This is a genomic window from Variovorax rhizosphaerae (genome assembly GCF_037889975.1).
GTDB lineage: Bacteria > Pseudomonadota > Gammaproteobacteria > Burkholderiales > Burkholderiaceae_C > Variovorax > Variovorax rhizosphaerae.
Map to the genome: position 1 here is coordinate 20172 of NZ_JBBKZT010000024.1, position 17948 is coordinate 38119.

A 17948-nucleotide genomic window follows, 5' to 3' on the forward strand; every position below is an offset into this window, starting at 1 on the left:
GAGCCTGCGCCAGCATAGCGACGGGAAGGTACGTCGTCCAATGGCGGCACCCGGCCAAGGGCTGGTCACCTGACCCAAAAGCTCCTAGATTCAGACGCCCATCATCCTGAAAGATAACCATGCTCGAAAGACATGTTGGCCTGGATGCTCCCTATTTCGAAGGCACTTGCACCTGGGTCATGGCCGATGGCGCGGGCGTGCTGACTTCGAGCAGCTTCGGCAGTTGTGTCGGGCTGGTGTTGTATGGGCCACGTCACCAGCGCGGGGTCGTTGCGCACTTCGCTGGAGAACTGGGCCTGCAACGCGCGAATGTGCGTCGCTACACGACGGAGATCCTGCGCCAGGCTTGTCCTGTGTTGCCGGGCCCGTGGACCGCCTGGGTGTTTGGCGGGGCCAGCCTTTGCGTGGGCACCGATGCCATCACCATGACCGCGAAGAGCATGACCATGCCATTGATCAACGCGGTGCGCCAGGCGCTTCGCGTCAATCCCTACATCCCCGTCAACGTGCTGCGTCGCGCGGCGGCACTGCGTGGCCCTGAAACACAGGAAGGGACGTACACGTCTCACACGGCGGTGGCATTGGACGTGGCGACCGGCATCGTTACCTGGCCGCGCGTCGCGAACCTGGCGACGCAAGGCGGGTCGGAGAAGGTCGTGGTCCTCAAGAGGAAAACAAGTATGTAGTCGCGCAACGATGCGCCACGACGTGGCCGGGCACCGGGGTAGGAATTCGCCCACCGTGCGCCGGGCGGACTTCCTCATCGACATGGTTCGACAGGGCGCATCGTCCATTCATCCACGTTCGCGGGGCTCGGCGCGCCGCTTCCGCCAGCTCCCTTTTCGACCTTCCCCATGACACTTGCGACCTGGGCCTTGCTGATCGGCGCCTTGCTCATGCTGATGGCGCTTTCGGGAACGCTCGTGAAGACACTGCCGATCAGCGCCGCGGCGCTCTACATGGCCATTGGATGCCTCGTGGGCCCTGCGTGCCTGGGCTGGCTGCAGATCAGCCTGACGCACGACGCAGGCCTGGTGGAAGCGATCAGCGAGGTGGCGGTGTTGGTGTCGTTGTTCGCGGTGGGGCTGCGGCTGCAGATCAGGACGGAGTTTGCAAGCTGGCGATTGCCCGTGCTGCTGGCCTCGGTGACCATGCTCATCACCATCGTGTTGATGACGGGCTTCGGCATGGCATTGCAGTGGTCCCTGCCGGGTGCCTTGCTGGTGGCCGCGATCCTCGCCCCGACCGATCCTGTCCTGGCATCGGACGTCCAGGTCAGGCACGAGAAGGACACGGACGAACTGCGCTTTGGCCTGACCGCGGAGGGCGGCCTCAATGACGGCACGGCGTTCCCGTTCGTCATCCTGGCGCTGGGGCTCATGGGGAGCCACGAACTTGGTGCCGGTGGCTGGCGCTGGTTCGGCGTCGACGTGCTGTGGGCCGTCACGGGCGGCCTCGCATTGGGCTGGATGTGCGGCGCTGCATTCACACGCCTGACCCTGTTCCTGCAAAGTGCGAAGCAGCAAGCGCTCGACATGGAGAGCTTTCTTGCGCTCGGGCTCATCGCGCTGACCTACGGTATCGCGTTGCGCGCCGGCGTCTATGGCTTCCTGGCCGTGTTCGTCGCGGGACTGAGCATGCGCAATGTCGAGCGCGCCGTGAAGGCCGAGGCCGAACAAGTGCTCGGCGCCATGCCGTCGGCGGCCATCGTCGCGGGATCCGCTACCGACAGCAGGGAGAAGACCGCGACGCAAGTGAAAACAGTCGATGCCATGACACGCGGGGTGCTCGGCTTTGCCAGGGAACTGGAGAAGTTCGTCGAGCTTGCCGCCATGCTGGTGATCGGATGCCTGCTGACGACCAGCATGCTGACCTGGCGCAACGTGCTGCTCGCGGTTTTCCTGTTGGCTGTCGCACGGCCATTGGCGGTCTACGCCACGACATGGCGCAGCCGATGGAGTACCTCGCAGCGGCGCCTTGCCGCGTGGTTCGGCATCCGGGGCGTGGGGTCGGTCTACTACCTTGCCTATGCCACGAACCACAGCGAGTCCGTGGCTTCGAACCTCGACATTGCCCATGCGGTGCTTCTGGCCGTTGCCGCCTCGGTCCTGCTCCATGGCGCATCCGCAACGCCGCTGATGCGCATCTACCATGCCGCTGCGAAGCGGGGGGTGAAGAAGCCTTCGGCGGTGGAGTGATTGGCGGCGCCAAGGCACGGCGAGTGCACACCGGTTTGCCCGCCAGCGCGGAGCACTCTGCGACCGTCGCACAGGCCGTGCCCGCGGCTTGAGTTCAGTTCGGGCGCTGCAAACCGGGTGGGTCTGCACGGAAATTGTCGAAAAATGTAACTCTGCCACTAACATTACCCACCCAACTCTGGAGGGCGCCCGTGCCTGGCAATGTCCTGAAATACGCCTCGTGGCCGACCGCGCTCGCCCTGGTGCTGCTGGTCCTGATCGTGATCCTCGGCTTCGTGATCTGGTCGATCCGCCGGCACCGCGATCCCAAGCTGGAGATCCAATGTGACGCTCCGATCGGTGAGCTGCTCCCCTCGATCGCCGGCCTCACACAAGCTTCAGTCCACGATGGAAATTCTGTCGAGCTGCTGGTCGACAACGCCTTCTTCGAGGCCATGTTCAAAGCCATCGGCGAGGCCCGACACTCCGTGCACTTCGAGACATTCCTCTGGAAGGAAGGCCGGCTCGGCACCCGTCTTGCCGATGCGCTGATCGAGCGCAGCCGGGCGGGGGTGGCGGTCCGCGTGCTGGTGGACGCAGACGGTGGCAAGGCCATGAGCGACGAGACGCCGCGCCGCTTGCGGGAAGCCGGTTGCCGCTTCTACTTTCATCACCCTCGCCATATCCGCAACATCGGTGTCTTCAATGACCGCGACCACCGCAAGCTGGTCGTGCTCGATGGTCGGATTGCATTCGTCGGTGGTCATTGCATCGTGGACGGCTGGATGTGCCAGTCCCCGGAAAAATGCGACGACGTCCGCGACCTGGGCGTGCGGCTGGAGGGGCCTGCTGTGCACGCCGTGCAATCCGTCTTCGCCGAGAACTGGGTGGAAGACTCCGGCGAGCTGTTCCTGGGCGAGGCGTACTTTCCGCGACTGGAGCGCGCCGGCGACGTGGCCGTTCACGTGGCGAGCGTCAAGGCCGAGGGCTCGCCGCCGGCCGTGAAGATCCTGCATCACCTCGTGATCTGCATGGCGCGCCAACGCCTCTGGATCCAGAACCCCTATTTCCTGCCGGACGACGAGGCGATCAAGGCGCTGTGCGCAACGGCACGCCGCGGGGTGGACGTGCGGGTGATGGTGCCGTCAGCGGAAGCGTCGGACATGCCGATGGTCCAGCATGCCGCCCATCACAACTTCCACCTGCTGCTGGAAGGGGGCGTCCGCATCTTCGAGTACCAGGACTGCCTGCTTCACCAGAAGGTGATGACGGTGGACGGCGTGTGGTGCGCGATTGGCTCGAGCAACTTCGATGACCGGTCGCTGGAGACCAACGACGAGATCACGCTGGGTATCAAGGATGCCGCGATGGCGCTCCGGTTGGAGGAGTTGTTTCGGCTCGACATGCAGCACGCCGTCGAACTCGATGCGGCGCAGTGGGCCCGGCGTGGCTTTGGGCATCGCTGCAAGGACGGGTTCTTTCATGTGTTCAACGAGTTGCTTTGACCGGGGCGAAGGGCTTGCCCAGCAAGCGGGACAGGAATCGTCATCTGGTAGCTGCCTTGTTAGCCTCGGGGAATGACACAGCAATACCTCAAATTCTTCGATGCCGGCTGATTCGCCTCGCAACGCCATCGCCCGGCAGTGGGAACTCCTGAAATGCATCCCGTCGAGCGCACCGGGCAAAAGTGCGGCCGATCTAAAGGCGCAGCTCGTCGGTGCTGGGTATGAAGTCACCAAACGGACGATCGAGCGCGATCTTGAAGCGCTTGCCAGCATGTTCCCGATCACCCATGGCCTCTCGGCACCCTACGATTGGCACTGGATGAAGGGTGGCGCTTTCGGACTGCTCGGCTTGTCGATCACGGATGCGCTGTCCTTGCATCTCCTCGAGCGCTACCTGCAGCCCATCCTTCCGGACGCGGTCAGGCTTCAACTGAAGCCGGCTTTCGAACTGGCAGCTGCCAAGCTGGCCGTGCAGAAAGCGAGCAACCCCATCGGCGATTGGCCCGGCAAGGTTGCCGTCGTCAACACCGGCTTGACGGTCATTCCGGCCCCCATCGATGCGGCTGCGCTGCGTGTCGTCCAGGAGGCCCTGCTGGCGAGCGAGCAGGTGGAAGTCGACTATCTCCGGCCCGAGGCTGACGCCCCGAAAGTCCAGGCACTCCACCCGCTGGGGCTGGTGCTATGCGGCCCTGCGACGTACCTGGTCGCCACCGCATTTCGACATGTGGCGCCGCGACTGTATGCCATGCATCGCGTCCGCGCGGCGCGTCGGCTCCATGTGCCAGCGAAGTCTCCTTCGGGATTCTCCTTGCAGGCGTATATCGACGAAGGAGGCTTGCAGTTCGGAGACGGGCGACGTATTCGCTTCAGGGCCTGGATCTCGCGGCAACTTGGCGCCGTGATGGCGGACGCCAGGCTCGACGCCGATCAGCAGCTCGAGCCCGCCGAGGGAGGCTACGTGTTGAGGGCAACGCTTCCCTACAGCTGGAAGCTCAGGTGGTGGATTCTTTCGAAGAGCGGTGACATCGAGGTGCTCGCGCCCTCGGAGTTGCGCACCGAGATTGGCAAGTTGCTGGCTGCGGCCTCGAAGCGCTATGCGGATTGAGCCGGCATTCGACACCGGTCCGTCGGACACGCATGCGCGACGTATTTCGTCGCGGTGCAAATCTAAGCTGGCAGGCATCCCCACCCCAGGAGCCTGGATGCTTCAAATCTTCGTGATCGTTTGCGGGCTGGCAGCGAGCCAGCATGTCGCCCAAGCAGTCTTGGCCGCCCTTCCGCGCGGGCAACTCTCATCCTGGTGCTGGTCCTTTGTCGTCCAGTTCACGATCTGCCTCATGCTGCTGGTGTTCGTGGACCACGCGCCGCTGAAAGATGCGATCAATCCGGCGATAGGCCTGACAGTCTTTGTCCGAATCTTCTACTTCATCAAGAACCTCAAGAAGCAATGAACGTCAACCCGACCGTTTCGCGCAGTGGCCGTGTTTCAGGCGAGGCGCAACCCGCTTCGCGCATCGTGCGCTGGTGCGCGCTGGGATGCGTGGCCCTGGCCTTGGCCGCAGGTGTCACCGCGTGGACCGGTACCGGCAGCTATGAAGAGAATTTGGCCGACATCGTGATGGCGCGCAGTTCATCCAATGCCCCCTACGACGCAAGCCGGGAATCACCGGCGTTGATGCGACTCTTCGCGGATTCAGCCGGCGATCGCGAATTGACACTCAAGCTGGAGCTTGCGTTGCTGAAGCATCGAGACAGTGCGCGCAGGGTGCTCGAGGCCTTCGGCGCGGAGCGGCCGTTCCAGGAAGTCCTGCGCGGGTACGGCGAGGGCGTCGTACCGGTCGTCGACTACTTCATGGTCAACGACATCGCAACGCTTTGGGCCAAGTGGAAGTTGTTGATGACCTGGGAAACGCTCACCAAGCTGTTCGGAAAGAAGGCGTCGACGCCAGAAGATGCGCAGAGACTGGTCGACCGGCCTCGGTTTCGAGGCATTGCCGCGATCGAGACCATCCGCGTGGACGGCTATCACTTCCTGGGGCAGTTCGTCTTCGACGAGAAGAACCAATTGCAGCGCGTGCAGACGGACCGTGTGCTCGAAAGCCTCAAGAAGCTCTTCACGGGTAGTGTCACCGAGCTGGAATCCAAATACCGCAGAGGCGAAGACATGCTCTTGGCCGACTTCGCTTGGGCGGGGGTCGACCTTGTTCCGGTCCTTGGTGTGACCAGGGCGGTGGCGTTTCTTGGCAAGGGCGCGGTGGCGGGCAAGGCAGTAGAAGACGCCGCGGTCGTCAGTCGCCGCACGACGTTGATGGGGCACGGCGTCCTGATGGGCGAGCAGGTCGGCGCGCGGGTGGCGGCATTCGACGCCAGGTTGGCATCCGCCTACCTCGTCGCGCGACACCCCAGCCTCCTCAGCGGTGGGTTCGGCGCAATCGGAAAGTTCCTCGGATTCGTGGCCTGGCAAGCGATCTTGCTTGGCTGGTGGGTCGTCTCACTTGTGGTGATGCTGCTCATCCTTCCCGCGCTGCGAGGCTTGACGCTCCTGATCGCGCCGCTGCGGTGGATTGCCGGCGCGGCGGCATGGGCGCTTCCAAGGCGTCGTCAACCCGCCTTGAACGCCAAGAGGGCTTGATGCACCCGTCCGGATCCCTGCCGGACATCGCTGCGATGCTGCTGGCCTGCGCGTTCTTTGCCTGCATGGACGCGCTGCTCAAGAAGCTGGCCGGCCACTACCCGGCGGTGCAGGTGATGGCGCTGCGCGGTCTCAAGGCCCTGCCGCTGGGTGCCTATCCGGGGAGTGAACTTCAGGCACATGCCAGAACGGAAATGGCGCGACGGCCATCCGGTGGCGCTGGTCGTGATTCCCGGCGTCTGCGCTTGCCTGCATTTCCGGTTTCGCCGGGCGGCGTGGTTGCAGGGCAGGGCGCCTCGGCCTCAGCTCATCGTGGGCTTTTCACCGTCGTCGCAAATGCGGCAGCGTCGACAGCGCTGCGATGCCTGACGCGCGAACGGCGAGGCCCCCAAACAAGCGCTGCAGCGACGAACAGGATCGATAAACCGCCCGCCACGAACTTGCTTGCAGACGCCAGGCCGAGCACGGTCAGCACAAGCTGCTGTGGAAACGAAAATTCCGGCGCCGACCAGCCCATGACCCACAAGGTCAGCGCGTTCTCGAACAGATCCGCCAACACGCAGACGAGAGGCGCCACGCCCAATAGTTGCCACCATGGCGCGCGCTGGTCCACATGGTTCGGTCCGGCCAGTCGATGAAACGCCCACGCGAACGCACGGGCAAGAACATAGGCGTAGCAGGCGATGAGGAGCAAGTCGACGGCAATCGCCGATCCAATGCGCGCGTCCCCCAACCGGGCAGCCAAACCTGGCATGGACGGAACAAGCAGGACCCAGAGAAACTGAAGCTGGGCCACCGCGAGTTCGCAGACACGTGACAGGCTCCCCAGCAGCCAGGCCTGCCAGGCCACGGCCAAGGCAGCGCCAAGCGTTGCGACCCCCACAGGCAGCCTGGAGCGACGCTCCTGCCAGATGGATGCGCCATGCGCGCCCACACCCGCAACGGAAGAATGCTCGACCTGCGGCTCGCGGATTTTCCTTGTCAGTTCAGGAACGTCCCGAACACACAGGCCAGCCAGGGCCCACCAGGGCACCGCGTAGGTCATGTCATGAGCCAACACATCGGCTTGCGCCACGCAAGGCTCGCAGCGCAGGCCGCATGGAATGGCTTCGTCGACCATCCATGCGAGGGTGATGTTCGAGAGGCCCGCCTCGCACGTCGCGTAGCCGCCGCCGACGTCGCTGTGCACCCCTTTGAACCAGATTTGCCGGACGGATCCCTCGGTGCCGTCTTCCTTTCGGGCGACCGGGAAATAACCTGTGTTGACCTGCTCATAGAGCCGCGGCATGAATGTCATGCGATGCTCGTCCAGCGAGAGGGCATGCCTGACATGCGAAATCCGCTTGCCGTTGGTCGAGGTTGTACTGGTGATGGTCACCGAGCCCAGGAGCGGGAATCCGACGGACTCGACCGTATCCCACACGCCGACGAAGTGCACCGTGGCGCAAGCGCCGGCATCGCTGGTGAACTCGGTCTGGATCTGTTCGGCGACGGCGTTGCGCGTGACGCGATCCGGTCGGTCAGGCTTCAGGCCCAGTGCCTTGCGCCAACGCCTCATGCCCTTGATACGCTCGCCTTCTTTCGGGGGAGGGGGAGAGAAATACACGCGCATCAGCGTGTCCAGGATCGACACATGGCGCGCTTCGATCAATCCGAAGAGATTGACCATGCCAGAGATGGCCCGCGCCGTGAAAGCGCCGCGTGAAAAGCCGAAGAGCCAGATCCTGTCGCCCGGCTGCCAGTGGGCCATCAGGAACGCATAGCCTTCGCGGATGTTCTCGTAGACGCCGTGGCCGGATGCAAGGCCGGAAATGCGTTCCCACTTGCGCGACAAGACATCCAGACCGACGCCGGGAAGACCATCTGGCGAGCCGACGCCTGGGTCGTAGTACAGGATCTGGTCAGGGTTGCGGGTGGCGCGCATGTGCTGGTACAACTTGAGAACGTTCGTGTCGTTCTTGCCCCCGGTCAGCGTGTTGTTGGTTCCATCGCAGAAAAGGATGATGTCTCGCGGCCGCGCCGCTGCGTTCATGGCTTCAGCGCCTGGATGGCGTGAGCCTCTTGACCGTACGTCCATTGGGTGTCCCTCCTGGATCCGTCTTGCGGGGCGCAAGCAAAACCTTGCGGCACTGACTTGAATCGATCATCGCACCCGCCGCGTGACGGGACATACTCCGAATGGAGGAGGTGCGGTGTGGACCGACGACAGAAAAATCTCAGGCATACCCGACGCCTTGAACGGTCGCCTTCAGGTTGATGGCTTGGCCCAGGAGTTCTTGACGACCGGCACTGCCGTTCGAAATGTCATCTTCTCGGTGCCCCTGGAGAAGCAATCGAACAACCGTGCGGTGCCCGAAGACCAGGTCGTGCGCTGATGGCAGATGCTGTGAATCGTGGCGGGGATTCACGTGCCGACCCGTCTCGCACTATCGCAGGGTGACCGGCAACGTCGGGCTGACCTTTGGCGTCGTACCCGCGGAGGTCCACGCCTGGACGGTTGCCATCCGCGAAGAGGGACATGCAGACGGTTCCAGTGCACCGCAGCCGGGATGCGGAAGCGGCCCGACGCCCTTTGAGGCGCTCACTCCCATGATCACGCGAACTCAGCCCTGCAACGCCCGCGCAAATCCAAGCCCGATTTTTCCAGGGCCGTTGCGTGCCGGCCCAGTCCTCAGAGCTGGGCTTCGGCTCGCCCGATGCCTGGAAACTCGACGACCACCGTATCGCCCTTGCGCACTGGCAACACCCCGACCCACGAGCCGGTGGTGACGATGGTTCCTGCCGGAACGATCGCACCGTTGCGCGTCGCATGACGCAGCCAGGTGGGCAGCAGCCAGGCCGGATCGCCCATCGAGTGCGTGCCGACGCGCACATCGGCCGCCGCGCCACCGATGCGTGTTTCGCAAGCCTGGGCGGCCCAGTCGCGTGCGACATAGGGCACCCAGTCGCCCAACACCAGCGCACCATGCGACTGCTGGTCAGCAAGCCGCAGCAGTGCCGAGGCGCTCGCTGGATCTCTCCATCGCGAGTCGACGATCTCGATCGAGACGGTCATCGCATCGATCAATGTCCTTGCAGTCTCCGGCGTGAGCGCCGCAGCGCGCTCCGGCGTCACGGCTTCGCCAAGACGCAGGGCGATCTCGGATTCGATGCCCGGCGCATTGAAGTGCATGTCGCGATAGTCCGCGGGGCTGGCGCGCACACCGTCCGGTGGCAGCGGCGCATGCGTGAGGACGACCTCGCGAGAAGGCCCGCCGGACTTCCAGTGTCTGGGCACGGCCGTGTCGAACCAGCCCATCGCCCTCGCGACATGTTCCTGCACTTCATAGGCCTGCGCCGCGTCGCCCAAGTCGTTGCGCCAGGCCGTCGCATCGAGGGCACGCCCCTCCCGCCACGCCGTTGCAAGCGATGCCGCCAGATCCGTCATGCGTCCACCCTCACCTTGCCGTCCTTGACGACACGTGCCCACTTCTCGATCTCGCTCGAAATGAACTTTGCGAACTTCTCGCGCGAGCCGCCACCATCCTCGGCGCCATAGGTGTCGAGCCGCTCCTGCACATCCGGCATCGCCAACACGGTGTTGACGTCGCGATTGATCTTGTCGGCGATGCCGGCCGGCAGCTTGCCGGGCCCGGCCAGGCCATACCAGGTGGTGGCCTCGAAGCCGTCGAACCCCTGCTCCTGCATCGTCGGAATGCCGGGATGGCCCTTCGCACGCTTGAGCCGCGTCTGCGCAACGCCGATGACCTTGCCGCTCTTCACGTGCGGGGTGGCCGCGGTCATGGTCTCGAAGCTGTACTGGATCTGGCTGCCCATCAGGTCGGCCAACAACGGCCCGCTGCCCTTGTAGGGCACGTGCATCGCATCGACCTTGGCTTGCAGCTTGAACATTTCCAGCGCCAGATGCTGCGCAGAACCCGCGCCCGCCGAACCGAAGCTCACCTTGCCGGGCTCGGCGCTGCACAGGGCGACGATGTCCTTGACCGTCACGGCTTTCTGCGTGGGACTTGCGATCAGGAGGTTGGGCGTCACGCCGACCAGCACGATCGGCACGAAATCGCGCTCCACGTTGTAGCGCAGCTTGGGCTGCAGGCTGGGCGCGAGCGCGTGGCTGTTGATATGGGCCATCAGCAAGGTGCTGCCGTCGCTCGGCTGCGTCGCCACGTACTCGGCCGCCAGCACGCCCGCCACGCCGCCCTTGTTCTCGACGATGACGGTCTGGTTCCACATCACGGCCAGCTTCTGCGCGACGACGCGCGCAAGTGCATCCGTGCCGCCTCCGGGCGGGAAGCCGACCACGATGCGCACGGGGCCGGACGGCCAGTCCTGCGCGAAGACCGTGGGAATGCCGAGGGTGCTTGCCGCAGCGGCTCCCGCGGCCTGGATGAAGGAACGTCGTTGCATGTTGTCTCCGTTGTGATCGAGCGCGTCGACGCTCAGGCTGCCTTCTGGAGCAGCGCGACCTGCGCGGGATGGCCGGCGAAGTAATCCATCGTGGCCTGCACGCCGCTGTCGGCGAGCTTCACGCCGGAGAGCTTCAGCCCCATCTCGACACCGGCGACCATCGCGACCAGCGTCAGGTCGTTGCTGTCGCCGAGATGGCCCATTCGGAACATGCGGCCCTTGAGCTTGCCGAGCCCCGTGCCCAGCGACAGGTCGAAGCGTTGGTGGATGAGCCGGCGGATCGCGTCCGCGTCGACGCCTTCGGGCGTGATGACGCCGGTGAGGACCGGCGAGTACACGGCCGGGTCAACGCACTGGATCGGCAGGCCCCATGCGTTGACGGCGGCGCGCACGCCGGCGGCCCATCGCTGGTGGCGCACGAACACGTTGTCCAGGCCCTCGCCGAGGATCATGTCGAGCGCCTCGGAGAGGCCGTAGAGCAGGTTGGTGTTGGGCGTGTAGGGCCAGTAGCCGTCCTTGTTCATCTCGACGATCTCGTCCCAGGCCCAGAAGGAGCGCGGCAGCTTCGCGACCTTCATGGCTTCCAGCGCGCGGGGCGAGATGGCGTTGAAGCTGATGCCCGGCGGCAGCATCAACCCTTTCTGCGACCCGCTGATGGTGACGTCCACACCCCATTCGTCGTGGCGGAAATCCGCGCTCGCCAGGCCGGAAATGCTGTCGACCATCAGGAGCGCCGGGTGGCCCGCCGCATCGATCGCACGGCGCACCGATGCGATGTCGGACGTGACGCCCGTCGAGGTCTCGTTGTGCACCACGCACACGGCCTTGATCTTCTTTTCCGTGTCCTTGCGCAGGCGGGCTTCGATCAGGTCGGCCTGCACGCCGCGCCGCCAGCCGGGCGCATGGGGCAGATGCGCGTCCGTGCCGCCATAGGCCAGGAACTCCGTGGAGATGCCCAGGCGCGTGGCCATCTTCTGCCACAGCGACGCGAAATGCCCGGTCTCGAACATCAGCACATGGTCGCCAGCGCTCAGCGTGTTCGACAGGGCGGCCTCCCAGGCGCCGGTGCCGGAAGCCGGATAGATGATGACCGGATGCACGGTCTTGAAGATCTGCTTTATGCCGGTCAGCACCTGTCGACCGAGTACGCCGAATTCGGGGCCGCGATGGTCGATGGTTGGCAGGCTCATCGCGCGCAGGATGCGGTCCGGAACCGGGCTGGGGCCCGGGATCTGCAGGAAGTGCCTGCCGGTGGGATGGGAGTCGAGTTGAAGCATGGTGTGTCCGTCCTTTCGCAATCAGTTTTGCATTCAAAATGCAAAAGTGAATGATGGTTATCCCTGATTGCCTAGGCTTGTGCGGCGCAAAAAGTGCATGCAAAATGCAAATGAAGGAAGTAAACCTATGGCGGAAGTAATCGAGATCTCGCGTCTGGCGCTGCATGACCAGGTGGCGACGCGACTGCGCACGATGCTCATCGAGGGCCGCATCGCGCCGGGCGCCAAGCTCAACGAGCGCGAGCTGTGCGACCAATTGCGCGTCTCGCGCACGCCGCTGCGCGAGGCCATCAAGCTGCTGGCGGCGGAAGGGCTGGTCGACCTGCTGCCCAATCGTGGCGCGGTGGCCGTCAAGCTGACGGAGGCTGACGTGGTCAACACCTTCGAGCTGTTGGCAACGCTGGAGGGCATGTCCGGCGAACTGGCGGTGCAGCGCATGACCGACGGGGAACTCGCGGAAGTCCGGGCGCTGCACTACGAGATGCTGGCGTGCTTTGCGCGTCGGGACCTCTCCGGCTACTACCGCATCAACGCGCGCATCCACGTCGCCATCAACGACGCGGCGAGGAACCCGGTGCTGACGAGCACCTACCGCTCGGTCAACGCGCGTGTCCAGTCGCTGCGCTTTCGCACCAACCAGAACGAGGCCAAGTGGGCGGCGGCGGTGGCTGAGCATGAGCGAATGATCGAAGCCCTCGGCGCGCGCGATCCCGTCGCGATGCGCCAGGTGCTGGTCGAACACCTGAATCGCAAGCGCGACACCGTGCTGGAGCTCCTGCGCGCCGGCGAAATCTATCCACGGTCCAAAGCGGCCAAGCCCTGAGGTCATCCATGCGCATCGAGCCTGCAAGCCATCTCCAGCCAGCCGGTACTGTCCTGCCCCCGAACGAAACCTGCGAGGCGCTGGCGAGGCGCCTCGCGACCGAGACGCAGGGCGAGGTGCTCTTCGACGACGCATCGCGAGGCCGCTACGCGACCGATGCGTCGATCTACCAGATCATGCCGGTCGGCGTGCTGGTGCCGAAGACCGAGCGAGACATCGCCACCGCGATCGACGTGGCGCGCGATCTCAAGGTGCCGGTGCTGGCGCGCGGCGGCGGCACCAGCCAGTGCGGCCAGACCACGGGCGCTGCACTGGTCATCGACAACAGCAAGCACTTCCGGCGCGTACTGGACCTGGACCTCGAACAGCGCACCGTCACGGTGGAGCCCGGGATCGTGCTCGATCACCTGAATGCGCAACTCAAGCCGCACGGCCTCTGGTATCCGGTCGATGTGTCAACGAGCGCGCAGGCCACGCTGGGCGGCATGGCGGGCAACAACTCCTGCGGCTCGCGCTCCATCGCCTACGGCAACATGGTGCACAACGTCGCGGGTGCGAGCGCCTGGTTGTCCGATGGCGAGGTCGTCGACTTCGGGCCGGTATCGATGTTGGGCGCACGGGCGAGCGACATCGCGCAGCACGTACGGCAACTGGCAGTGCAGCACCGCAGCGAACTCCAGGCGAACTGGCCCAAGGTGCTGCGGCGCGTTGCCGGCTACAACCTCGACATCTTCGACAACCAGAGCGAGAAGCCCTACACCACGGACGGCAGCGTCAACCTCGCGCACTTGCTGATCGGGGCGGAGGGCACGCTGGCCTATACGCGAAGCCTGACGCTCAAGCTTTCCGAACTGCCGCGCGCCAAGGTGCTGGGCATCGTCAACTTCCCGAGCTTTCACGCGGCCATGGATTCGGCGCAGCACATCGTGAAGCTCGGCCCCACCGCGGTGGAGCTGGTCGACCGGACGATGATCGAGTTGAGTCTTGCCAACCCGGCCTTCCGCTCCACCGTCGAGACCGCGCTGATCGGCCGGCCCGCCGCGATCCTGCTGGTCGAGTTCTCGGGCAGCGAGAAGGCTTCACTGTTGCCCAAACTGAAGGACCTGACGGACCTGATGGGCGAACTCGGCCTCCCGGGCAGCGTGGTCGAGATGCGCGACGATGCGCCGCAGAAGAACCTGTGGGACGTGCGCAAGGCCGGGCTCAACATCATGATGAGCCTCAAGGGCGACGGCAAGCCGGTGAGCTTCATCGAGGACTGCGCCGTGCCGCTGGAGCACCTGGCCGAATACACCGACGGTCTCACGGAAGTCTTCGCCAAGTACGGGAGCCGGGGCACCTGGTACGCGCACGCGTCTGTCGGCACGCTGCACGTGCGTCCCATCCTGGACATGCGCATCGACGGCGCGGCCAAGATGCGCGCGATTGCCGAGGAAGCGAGTGCGCTCGTGCGCAAGTACAAGGGCGCGTTCAGCGGCGAACACGGTGACGGCCTGTGTCGCGGCGAATGGATCGAATGGCAATTCGGCCCGGCCCTCAACGACGCCCTCCGCTCCATCAAGCAGAAGCTCGACCCCATCAAACTCTTCAACCCGGGCAAGATCATCGATCCGCCCAAGATGGACGACACCTCGTTGTTCCGCTTCTCGCCCGCGACGGCACCCAAGCCGTACAAGCGCATCCCGCTCACGCCCGTGCTCGACTGGTCCGACTGGAACGTGCAGGCTGATCCAGTGACGGAAGTGACGACCTCACCCGGCACCGGCGGCGACATCACGGGCGGCTTTGCCAAGGCCGTGGAGATGTGCAACAACAATGGCCACTGCCGCAAGTTCGACGCGGGCACGATGTGCCCGAGTTACCGCGTGACGCGCGACGAACAGCACGTCACGCGCGGACGCGCCAACACGCTGCGCCTGGCGGTCTCCGGGCAGCTTGGCCCGGACGCCTTCACGAGCGAGGCCATGCACCAGACGATGGACCTCTGCGTCGGCTGCAAGGGCTGCAAGCGAGATTGCCCGACGGGCGTCGACATGGCGAAGATGAAGATCGAGTTCCTGGCCCACTACAAGAAGAAGCACGGGCACACGCTCAAGGACAAGCTGATCGCACGGCTTCCGGACTATGCACATGCGGCCAGTCGCGTGCCGTGGCTGCTGAACCTGCGCAACACGGTGCCGGGTGCGCGCTGGCTTGGGGAAAAACTGCTGGGGCTTTCCGCGAAGCGTTCCTTGCCGGAGTGGCGCAGCGATACCTTCTGGCGTGCGATGGACGCGTCGATGTTCGCAAGTCGCGAAGAGGCGCTGGCCGCTGCGCGAAACGGGCGGAAGGTGGCCGTGCTGTTCGTCGACACCTTCAACGGCACCTTCGAAAGCGAGAACGCCTTTTCCGCCGCGCGCGTGCTCAAGGCCGCGGGCTATGTGCTGCACACGGTGCTGAAAGACGGTGGCCATCACTGCTGCGGCCGCACCTATCTCGCCAACGGCATGGTGGAGGAGGCCAAGGCCAAGGCCGGCGCACTGATCGACGCCCTTGTGCCGCTGGCGGATGCGGGCATCGCGATCGTCGGGCTCGAGCCCTCGTGCCTGCTGACGCTGCGTGACGAGACGCTGGTCATGGGCTTCGGCGCGAAGGCGAAGACCGTGGCCGCCCAGGCGCTGCTGTTCGAGGAATTCATCGCGCGTGAGGCGAAGGCCGGCCGCTTCCAGTTGGCACTGAAGTCCATCGACCGTCCGATCCTGCTGCATGGCCATTGCCACCAGAAAGCGTTCGGTGCGGTCAGTCCGATCATCGATGTACTCAAGTTGATCCCCGGTGCCAAGCCGGAGCTGATCGAGAGTTCATGCTGCGGCATGGCGGGAAGCTTCGGCTACGAGGCATCTCATCACGAGATCTCGATGCAGATGGCCGAGGCCAGCCTGTTGCCCGCTGTGCGCCAGAACCCCGACGCCGTCGTGGTGGCCGACGGCACCAGTTGCCGCCATCAGATCGCCGACGGTGCACAGCGCGAAGCGGTGCATGTGGCGCGCCTGCTCGAGGCGCAACTCATGTGAAATGAAACCCGACCCCGATGCGCCTGCGGCGCCCGGGGCGGCCGCCAGAGGTGGCTGATCTGGTGGGCCCTCCAAGCCTGCGCGGGCAGGTTGGGGCCGCGGCCTTCAGCCCCTCAAGGGGGCGCACCCAGCGGTCCGGCAAGGCCGGTTCCGTGGGTACCCACGAAGGGGTAACGCTGTGCTCGTCCCGGTTTTCATGTGTCGCGGGAGACGTGCCAGCGTCATGGAAAACTGAACGAATGCCCATTCCTGACGCGCCAGCGGCTCCAGCCAGGCTAAGTCGGTTCCGTGGGCGGCCGCGAGGGGCAACGCTGCACACGCAAGCCACGCCCACTCCGGCTCGATCCCCGCCTTCACCAACCCCGCGCCGCATGGCGCCCGGCGATGAAGCCGAAGGTCATCGCCGGGCCGAGGTTGATGCCGCCAGAGGGATAGAACCCGCCCATGACGCTCGCCATGTCCGTGCCCACTGCATAGAGGCCGACGATCGGTTGTCCTTCTGCGCCCACGACCTGCGCGTGCTCGTTGGTCTTCAGCCCGGCGAAGGTGCCGAAGCTGCCGGGCAGCACTTTCACGGCATAGAAGGGGCCTTGCTCGATCGGCGCGACGCAGGGGTTGGGGCCCTTGTGCAAGGGGTCGCCCATCTTGCGGTTGTAGGGCGTAGAGCCGCGTCCGAAGTCCGGGTCCGTGCCCTGGCGGGCGTTCTCGTTGAAGCGCTGGACCGTTGCGGCCAGCGCGGCGGGCGGGATGCCGCAAGCCGTTGCGAGTTCTTCGATCGTGGCGCCGCGCTTCAGGTAGCCATTGCGCACGAAACGGCCCACCGGAACCGGAAAGGGCCGCGCGTACCCCAGGCCATAGAGCCGCTGGAAGCGGTGGTCGCAGACCAGCCACGAATGCACTTCCTCGCCCTGCGGCGCCTGCGCCACCATGGCAGCGACATAGTCGTAGTAGCCATCCGCCTCGTTGACGAAGCGCTGGCCGTTGGACAGCACGCCGATCAGCCCCGGCTTGCCGCGTTCGATGATGTGGGGGAAATGGCCGGTGCTGCCGTCGGGATGCGGCACGCGCGAGACGGGTGCCCAGGCGGCCGGCGATGCGACGCTGGTGTCGAGCATGCCGCCCGCCGATTCGCCCAGTGTGATGCCGTCGCCCGAGCAGCTTTCGGGCGGCAGCGCGAGGTGCTCCTGGCCTGTTGGTGTGCGCGGGAACAGGGCCTTGCGTCGCGCAATGTCGTTCGGGAAGCCGCCGGCTGCGAGCACGACACCCTTGGCGGCGCGGATCTCGATGTCGCCATCGGGCGTCGTGACGACGGCGCCGCGCACGACGCCGTCCTCCATCAGCAGTCGCTTGGCGGGTGCAGATTCGATCATCTGCACCTTCAGGTCGTCGGCGGATTTTGCGAGCCGCGCGACCAGCGCAACGCCGTTGACCAGGTGCATGGCACGCCCATGGAACGCGAGATCACGCAGGTGTCGCAGGAAGCGCTTCGTCACGTGGAGGAAGGACTTCGGCGAGCGCGTCATGCTGAGGAAGGCCCCGAGGTCCGCGCCCGCCATGATCGGCATGCCGAGGAACGACGTCTCCCGCATCGTCTTGCGCAGGCGCTTGTTCAGCGCACCCAGTTCACGGGCATCGTAGGGCGCGGCGATGACCTGATGGCCTTCGGTGCCGGCGCCGGCCACCTTGCCGTGCACATCGGGAATCGCGTTGCCATCGGCGAACTGAAGCGCGGTGTTCTGTTCGAAGAACGCGACCATCTCGGGCGCGTTGTCGAGGAAGGCATCGACACGCGCCGCGTCGTAGCGGTCGCCCAGTTCGTTCTTCAGGTAGGTGCGTGGCTGCTGCGGGTCTTCATGAATGCCGGCGCGTTTGGCGAGCGGGTTGCCGGGCGTCCACATCCATCCGCCCGACCAGGCGGTGGCGCCGCCGAACACGGGCGCCTTTTCCACGACCACGACTTTCAGGCCGTGGAATGCCGCGGTCACCGCAGCTGCAAGGCCGGAAGCGCCAGAGCCGATGACGAGCAGGTCGCAGTCGATGCCGCGCGGCTGTTGGGTGCTGGAGGACATGGCCGTTC

14 protein-coding genes are annotated in these 17948 nt (G+C 65.2%); 9 read left to right on the plus strand and 5 right to left on the minus strand.

Going from position 1 to position 17948, the window contains the following annotated elements; genetic code table 11:
• Nucleotides 1-119 precede the first annotated feature (119 nt).
• The 6 genes from WKW82_RS33215 (at nucleotide 120) to WKW82_RS33240 (ending at nucleotide 6314) form a co-directional block, all read left to right on the plus strand.
• Nucleotides 120-686, plus strand: coding sequence for a hypothetical protein (locus tag WKW82_RS33215; RefSeq protein ID WP_340347199.1), 567 nt, complete (start codon nucleotides 120-122; stop codon nucleotides 684-686).
• A gap of 168 nt (nucleotides 687-854) precedes the next feature.
• Entirely contained in the window at nucleotides 855-2198 is a 1344-nt protein-coding gene (locus WKW82_RS33220; RefSeq protein WP_340347200.1) for a cation:proton antiporter, read from the plus strand.
• A 134-nt stretch (nucleotides 2199-2332) separates the two neighbouring features.
• Complete coding sequence (locus WKW82_RS33225) at nucleotides 2333-3682, plus strand: phospholipase D-like domain-containing protein (protein WP_340347202.1); 1350 nt, start codon at nucleotides 2333-2335, stop codon at nucleotides 3680-3682.
• Between the two features lie 271 nt (nucleotides 3683-3953).
• Entirely contained in the window at nucleotides 3954-4787 is an 834-nt protein-coding gene (locus tag WKW82_RS33230; protein ID WP_340347204.1) for a helix-turn-helix transcriptional regulator, read from the plus strand.
• 97 nt (nucleotides 4788-4884) lie between these two features.
• Nucleotides 4885-5133 (plus strand): hypothetical protein, encoded by a 249-nt coding sequence (locus tag WKW82_RS33235; RefSeq protein ID WP_340347206.1) that lies wholly within the window; start codon nucleotides 4885-4887, stop codon nucleotides 5131-5133.
• Nucleotides 5130-6314, plus strand: a complete 1185-nt coding sequence (locus WKW82_RS33240; RefSeq protein WP_340347208.1) for a hypothetical protein — start codon at nucleotides 5130-5132, stop codon at nucleotides 6312-6314. The genes WKW82_RS33235 and WKW82_RS33240 overlap by 4 nt, the downstream gene beginning before the upstream one ends.
• 307 nt (nucleotides 6315-6621) lie before the next feature.
• Here the strand turns inward: WKW82_RS33240 and WKW82_RS33245 are convergent, their stop codons facing one another.
• Nucleotides 6622-8346, minus strand: coding sequence for a DUF2235 domain-containing protein (locus tag WKW82_RS33245; protein WP_340347210.1), 1725 nt, complete (start codon nucleotides 8344-8346; stop codon nucleotides 6622-6624).
• A 160-nt stretch (nucleotides 8347-8506) separates the two neighbouring features.
• On the opposite strand from WKW82_RS33245, the gene WKW82_RS33250 reads away from it, so the two are divergent.
• Complete coding sequence (locus WKW82_RS33250; RefSeq protein ID WP_340347212.1) at nucleotides 8507-8689, plus strand: hypothetical protein; 183 nt, start codon at nucleotides 8507-8509, stop codon at nucleotides 8687-8689.
• A gap of 296 nt (nucleotides 8690-8985) precedes the next feature.
• On the opposite strand, the gene WKW82_RS33255 is transcribed toward WKW82_RS33250, so the two are convergent.
• From WKW82_RS33255 to WKW82_RS33265, 3 genes are read right to left on the minus strand one after another with little or no spacing between them, the layout of a single operon-like run.
• Nucleotides 8986-9741: a fumarylacetoacetate hydrolase family protein gene (locus WKW82_RS33255; RefSeq protein WP_340347213.1), complete on the minus strand. Its 756-nt coding sequence runs from the start codon at nucleotides 9739-9741 to the stop codon at nucleotides 8986-8988.
• Nucleotides 9738-10718 (minus strand): Bug family tripartite tricarboxylate transporter substrate binding protein, encoded by a 981-nt coding sequence (locus WKW82_RS33260; protein ID WP_340347215.1) that lies wholly within the window; start codon nucleotides 10716-10718, stop codon nucleotides 9738-9740. Before WKW82_RS33260 ends, WKW82_RS33255 begins: the two co-directional genes overlap by 4 nt.
• A gap of 32 nt (nucleotides 10719-10750) precedes the next feature.
• Complete coding sequence (locus tag WKW82_RS33265; RefSeq protein WP_340347217.1) at nucleotides 10751-11995, minus strand: pyridoxal-phosphate-dependent aminotransferase family protein; 1245 nt, start codon at nucleotides 11993-11995, stop codon at nucleotides 10751-10753.
• 127 nt (nucleotides 11996-12122) lie between these two features.
• Between WKW82_RS33265 and WKW82_RS33270 the strand changes: the two genes are divergently transcribed.
• Together WKW82_RS33270 and WKW82_RS33275 are read left to right on the plus strand one after the other, a co-directional pair.
• Nucleotides 12123-12818, plus strand: a complete 696-nt coding sequence (locus WKW82_RS33270) for a GntR family transcriptional regulator (RefSeq protein WP_340347219.1) — start codon at nucleotides 12123-12125, stop codon at nucleotides 12816-12818.
• An 8-nt stretch (nucleotides 12819-12826) separates the two neighbouring features.
• Nucleotides 12827-15871: an FAD-binding and (Fe-S)-binding domain-containing protein gene (locus tag WKW82_RS33275; protein ID WP_340347221.1), complete on the plus strand. Its 3045-nt coding sequence runs from the start codon at nucleotides 12827-12829 to the stop codon at nucleotides 15869-15871.
• Between the two features lie 353 nt (nucleotides 15872-16224).
• Here WKW82_RS33275 and WKW82_RS33280 read toward each other — a convergent pair whose 3' ends face one another.
• The gene (locus tag WKW82_RS33280; RefSeq protein ID WP_340347222.1) at nucleotides 16225-17940 is read right to left on the minus strand and encodes an FAD-dependent oxidoreductase; all 1716 of its coding nucleotides are present in this window, start codon (nucleotides 17938-17940) and stop codon (nucleotides 16225-16227) included.
• Between the last annotated feature and the right edge of the window lie 8 nt (nucleotides 17941-17948).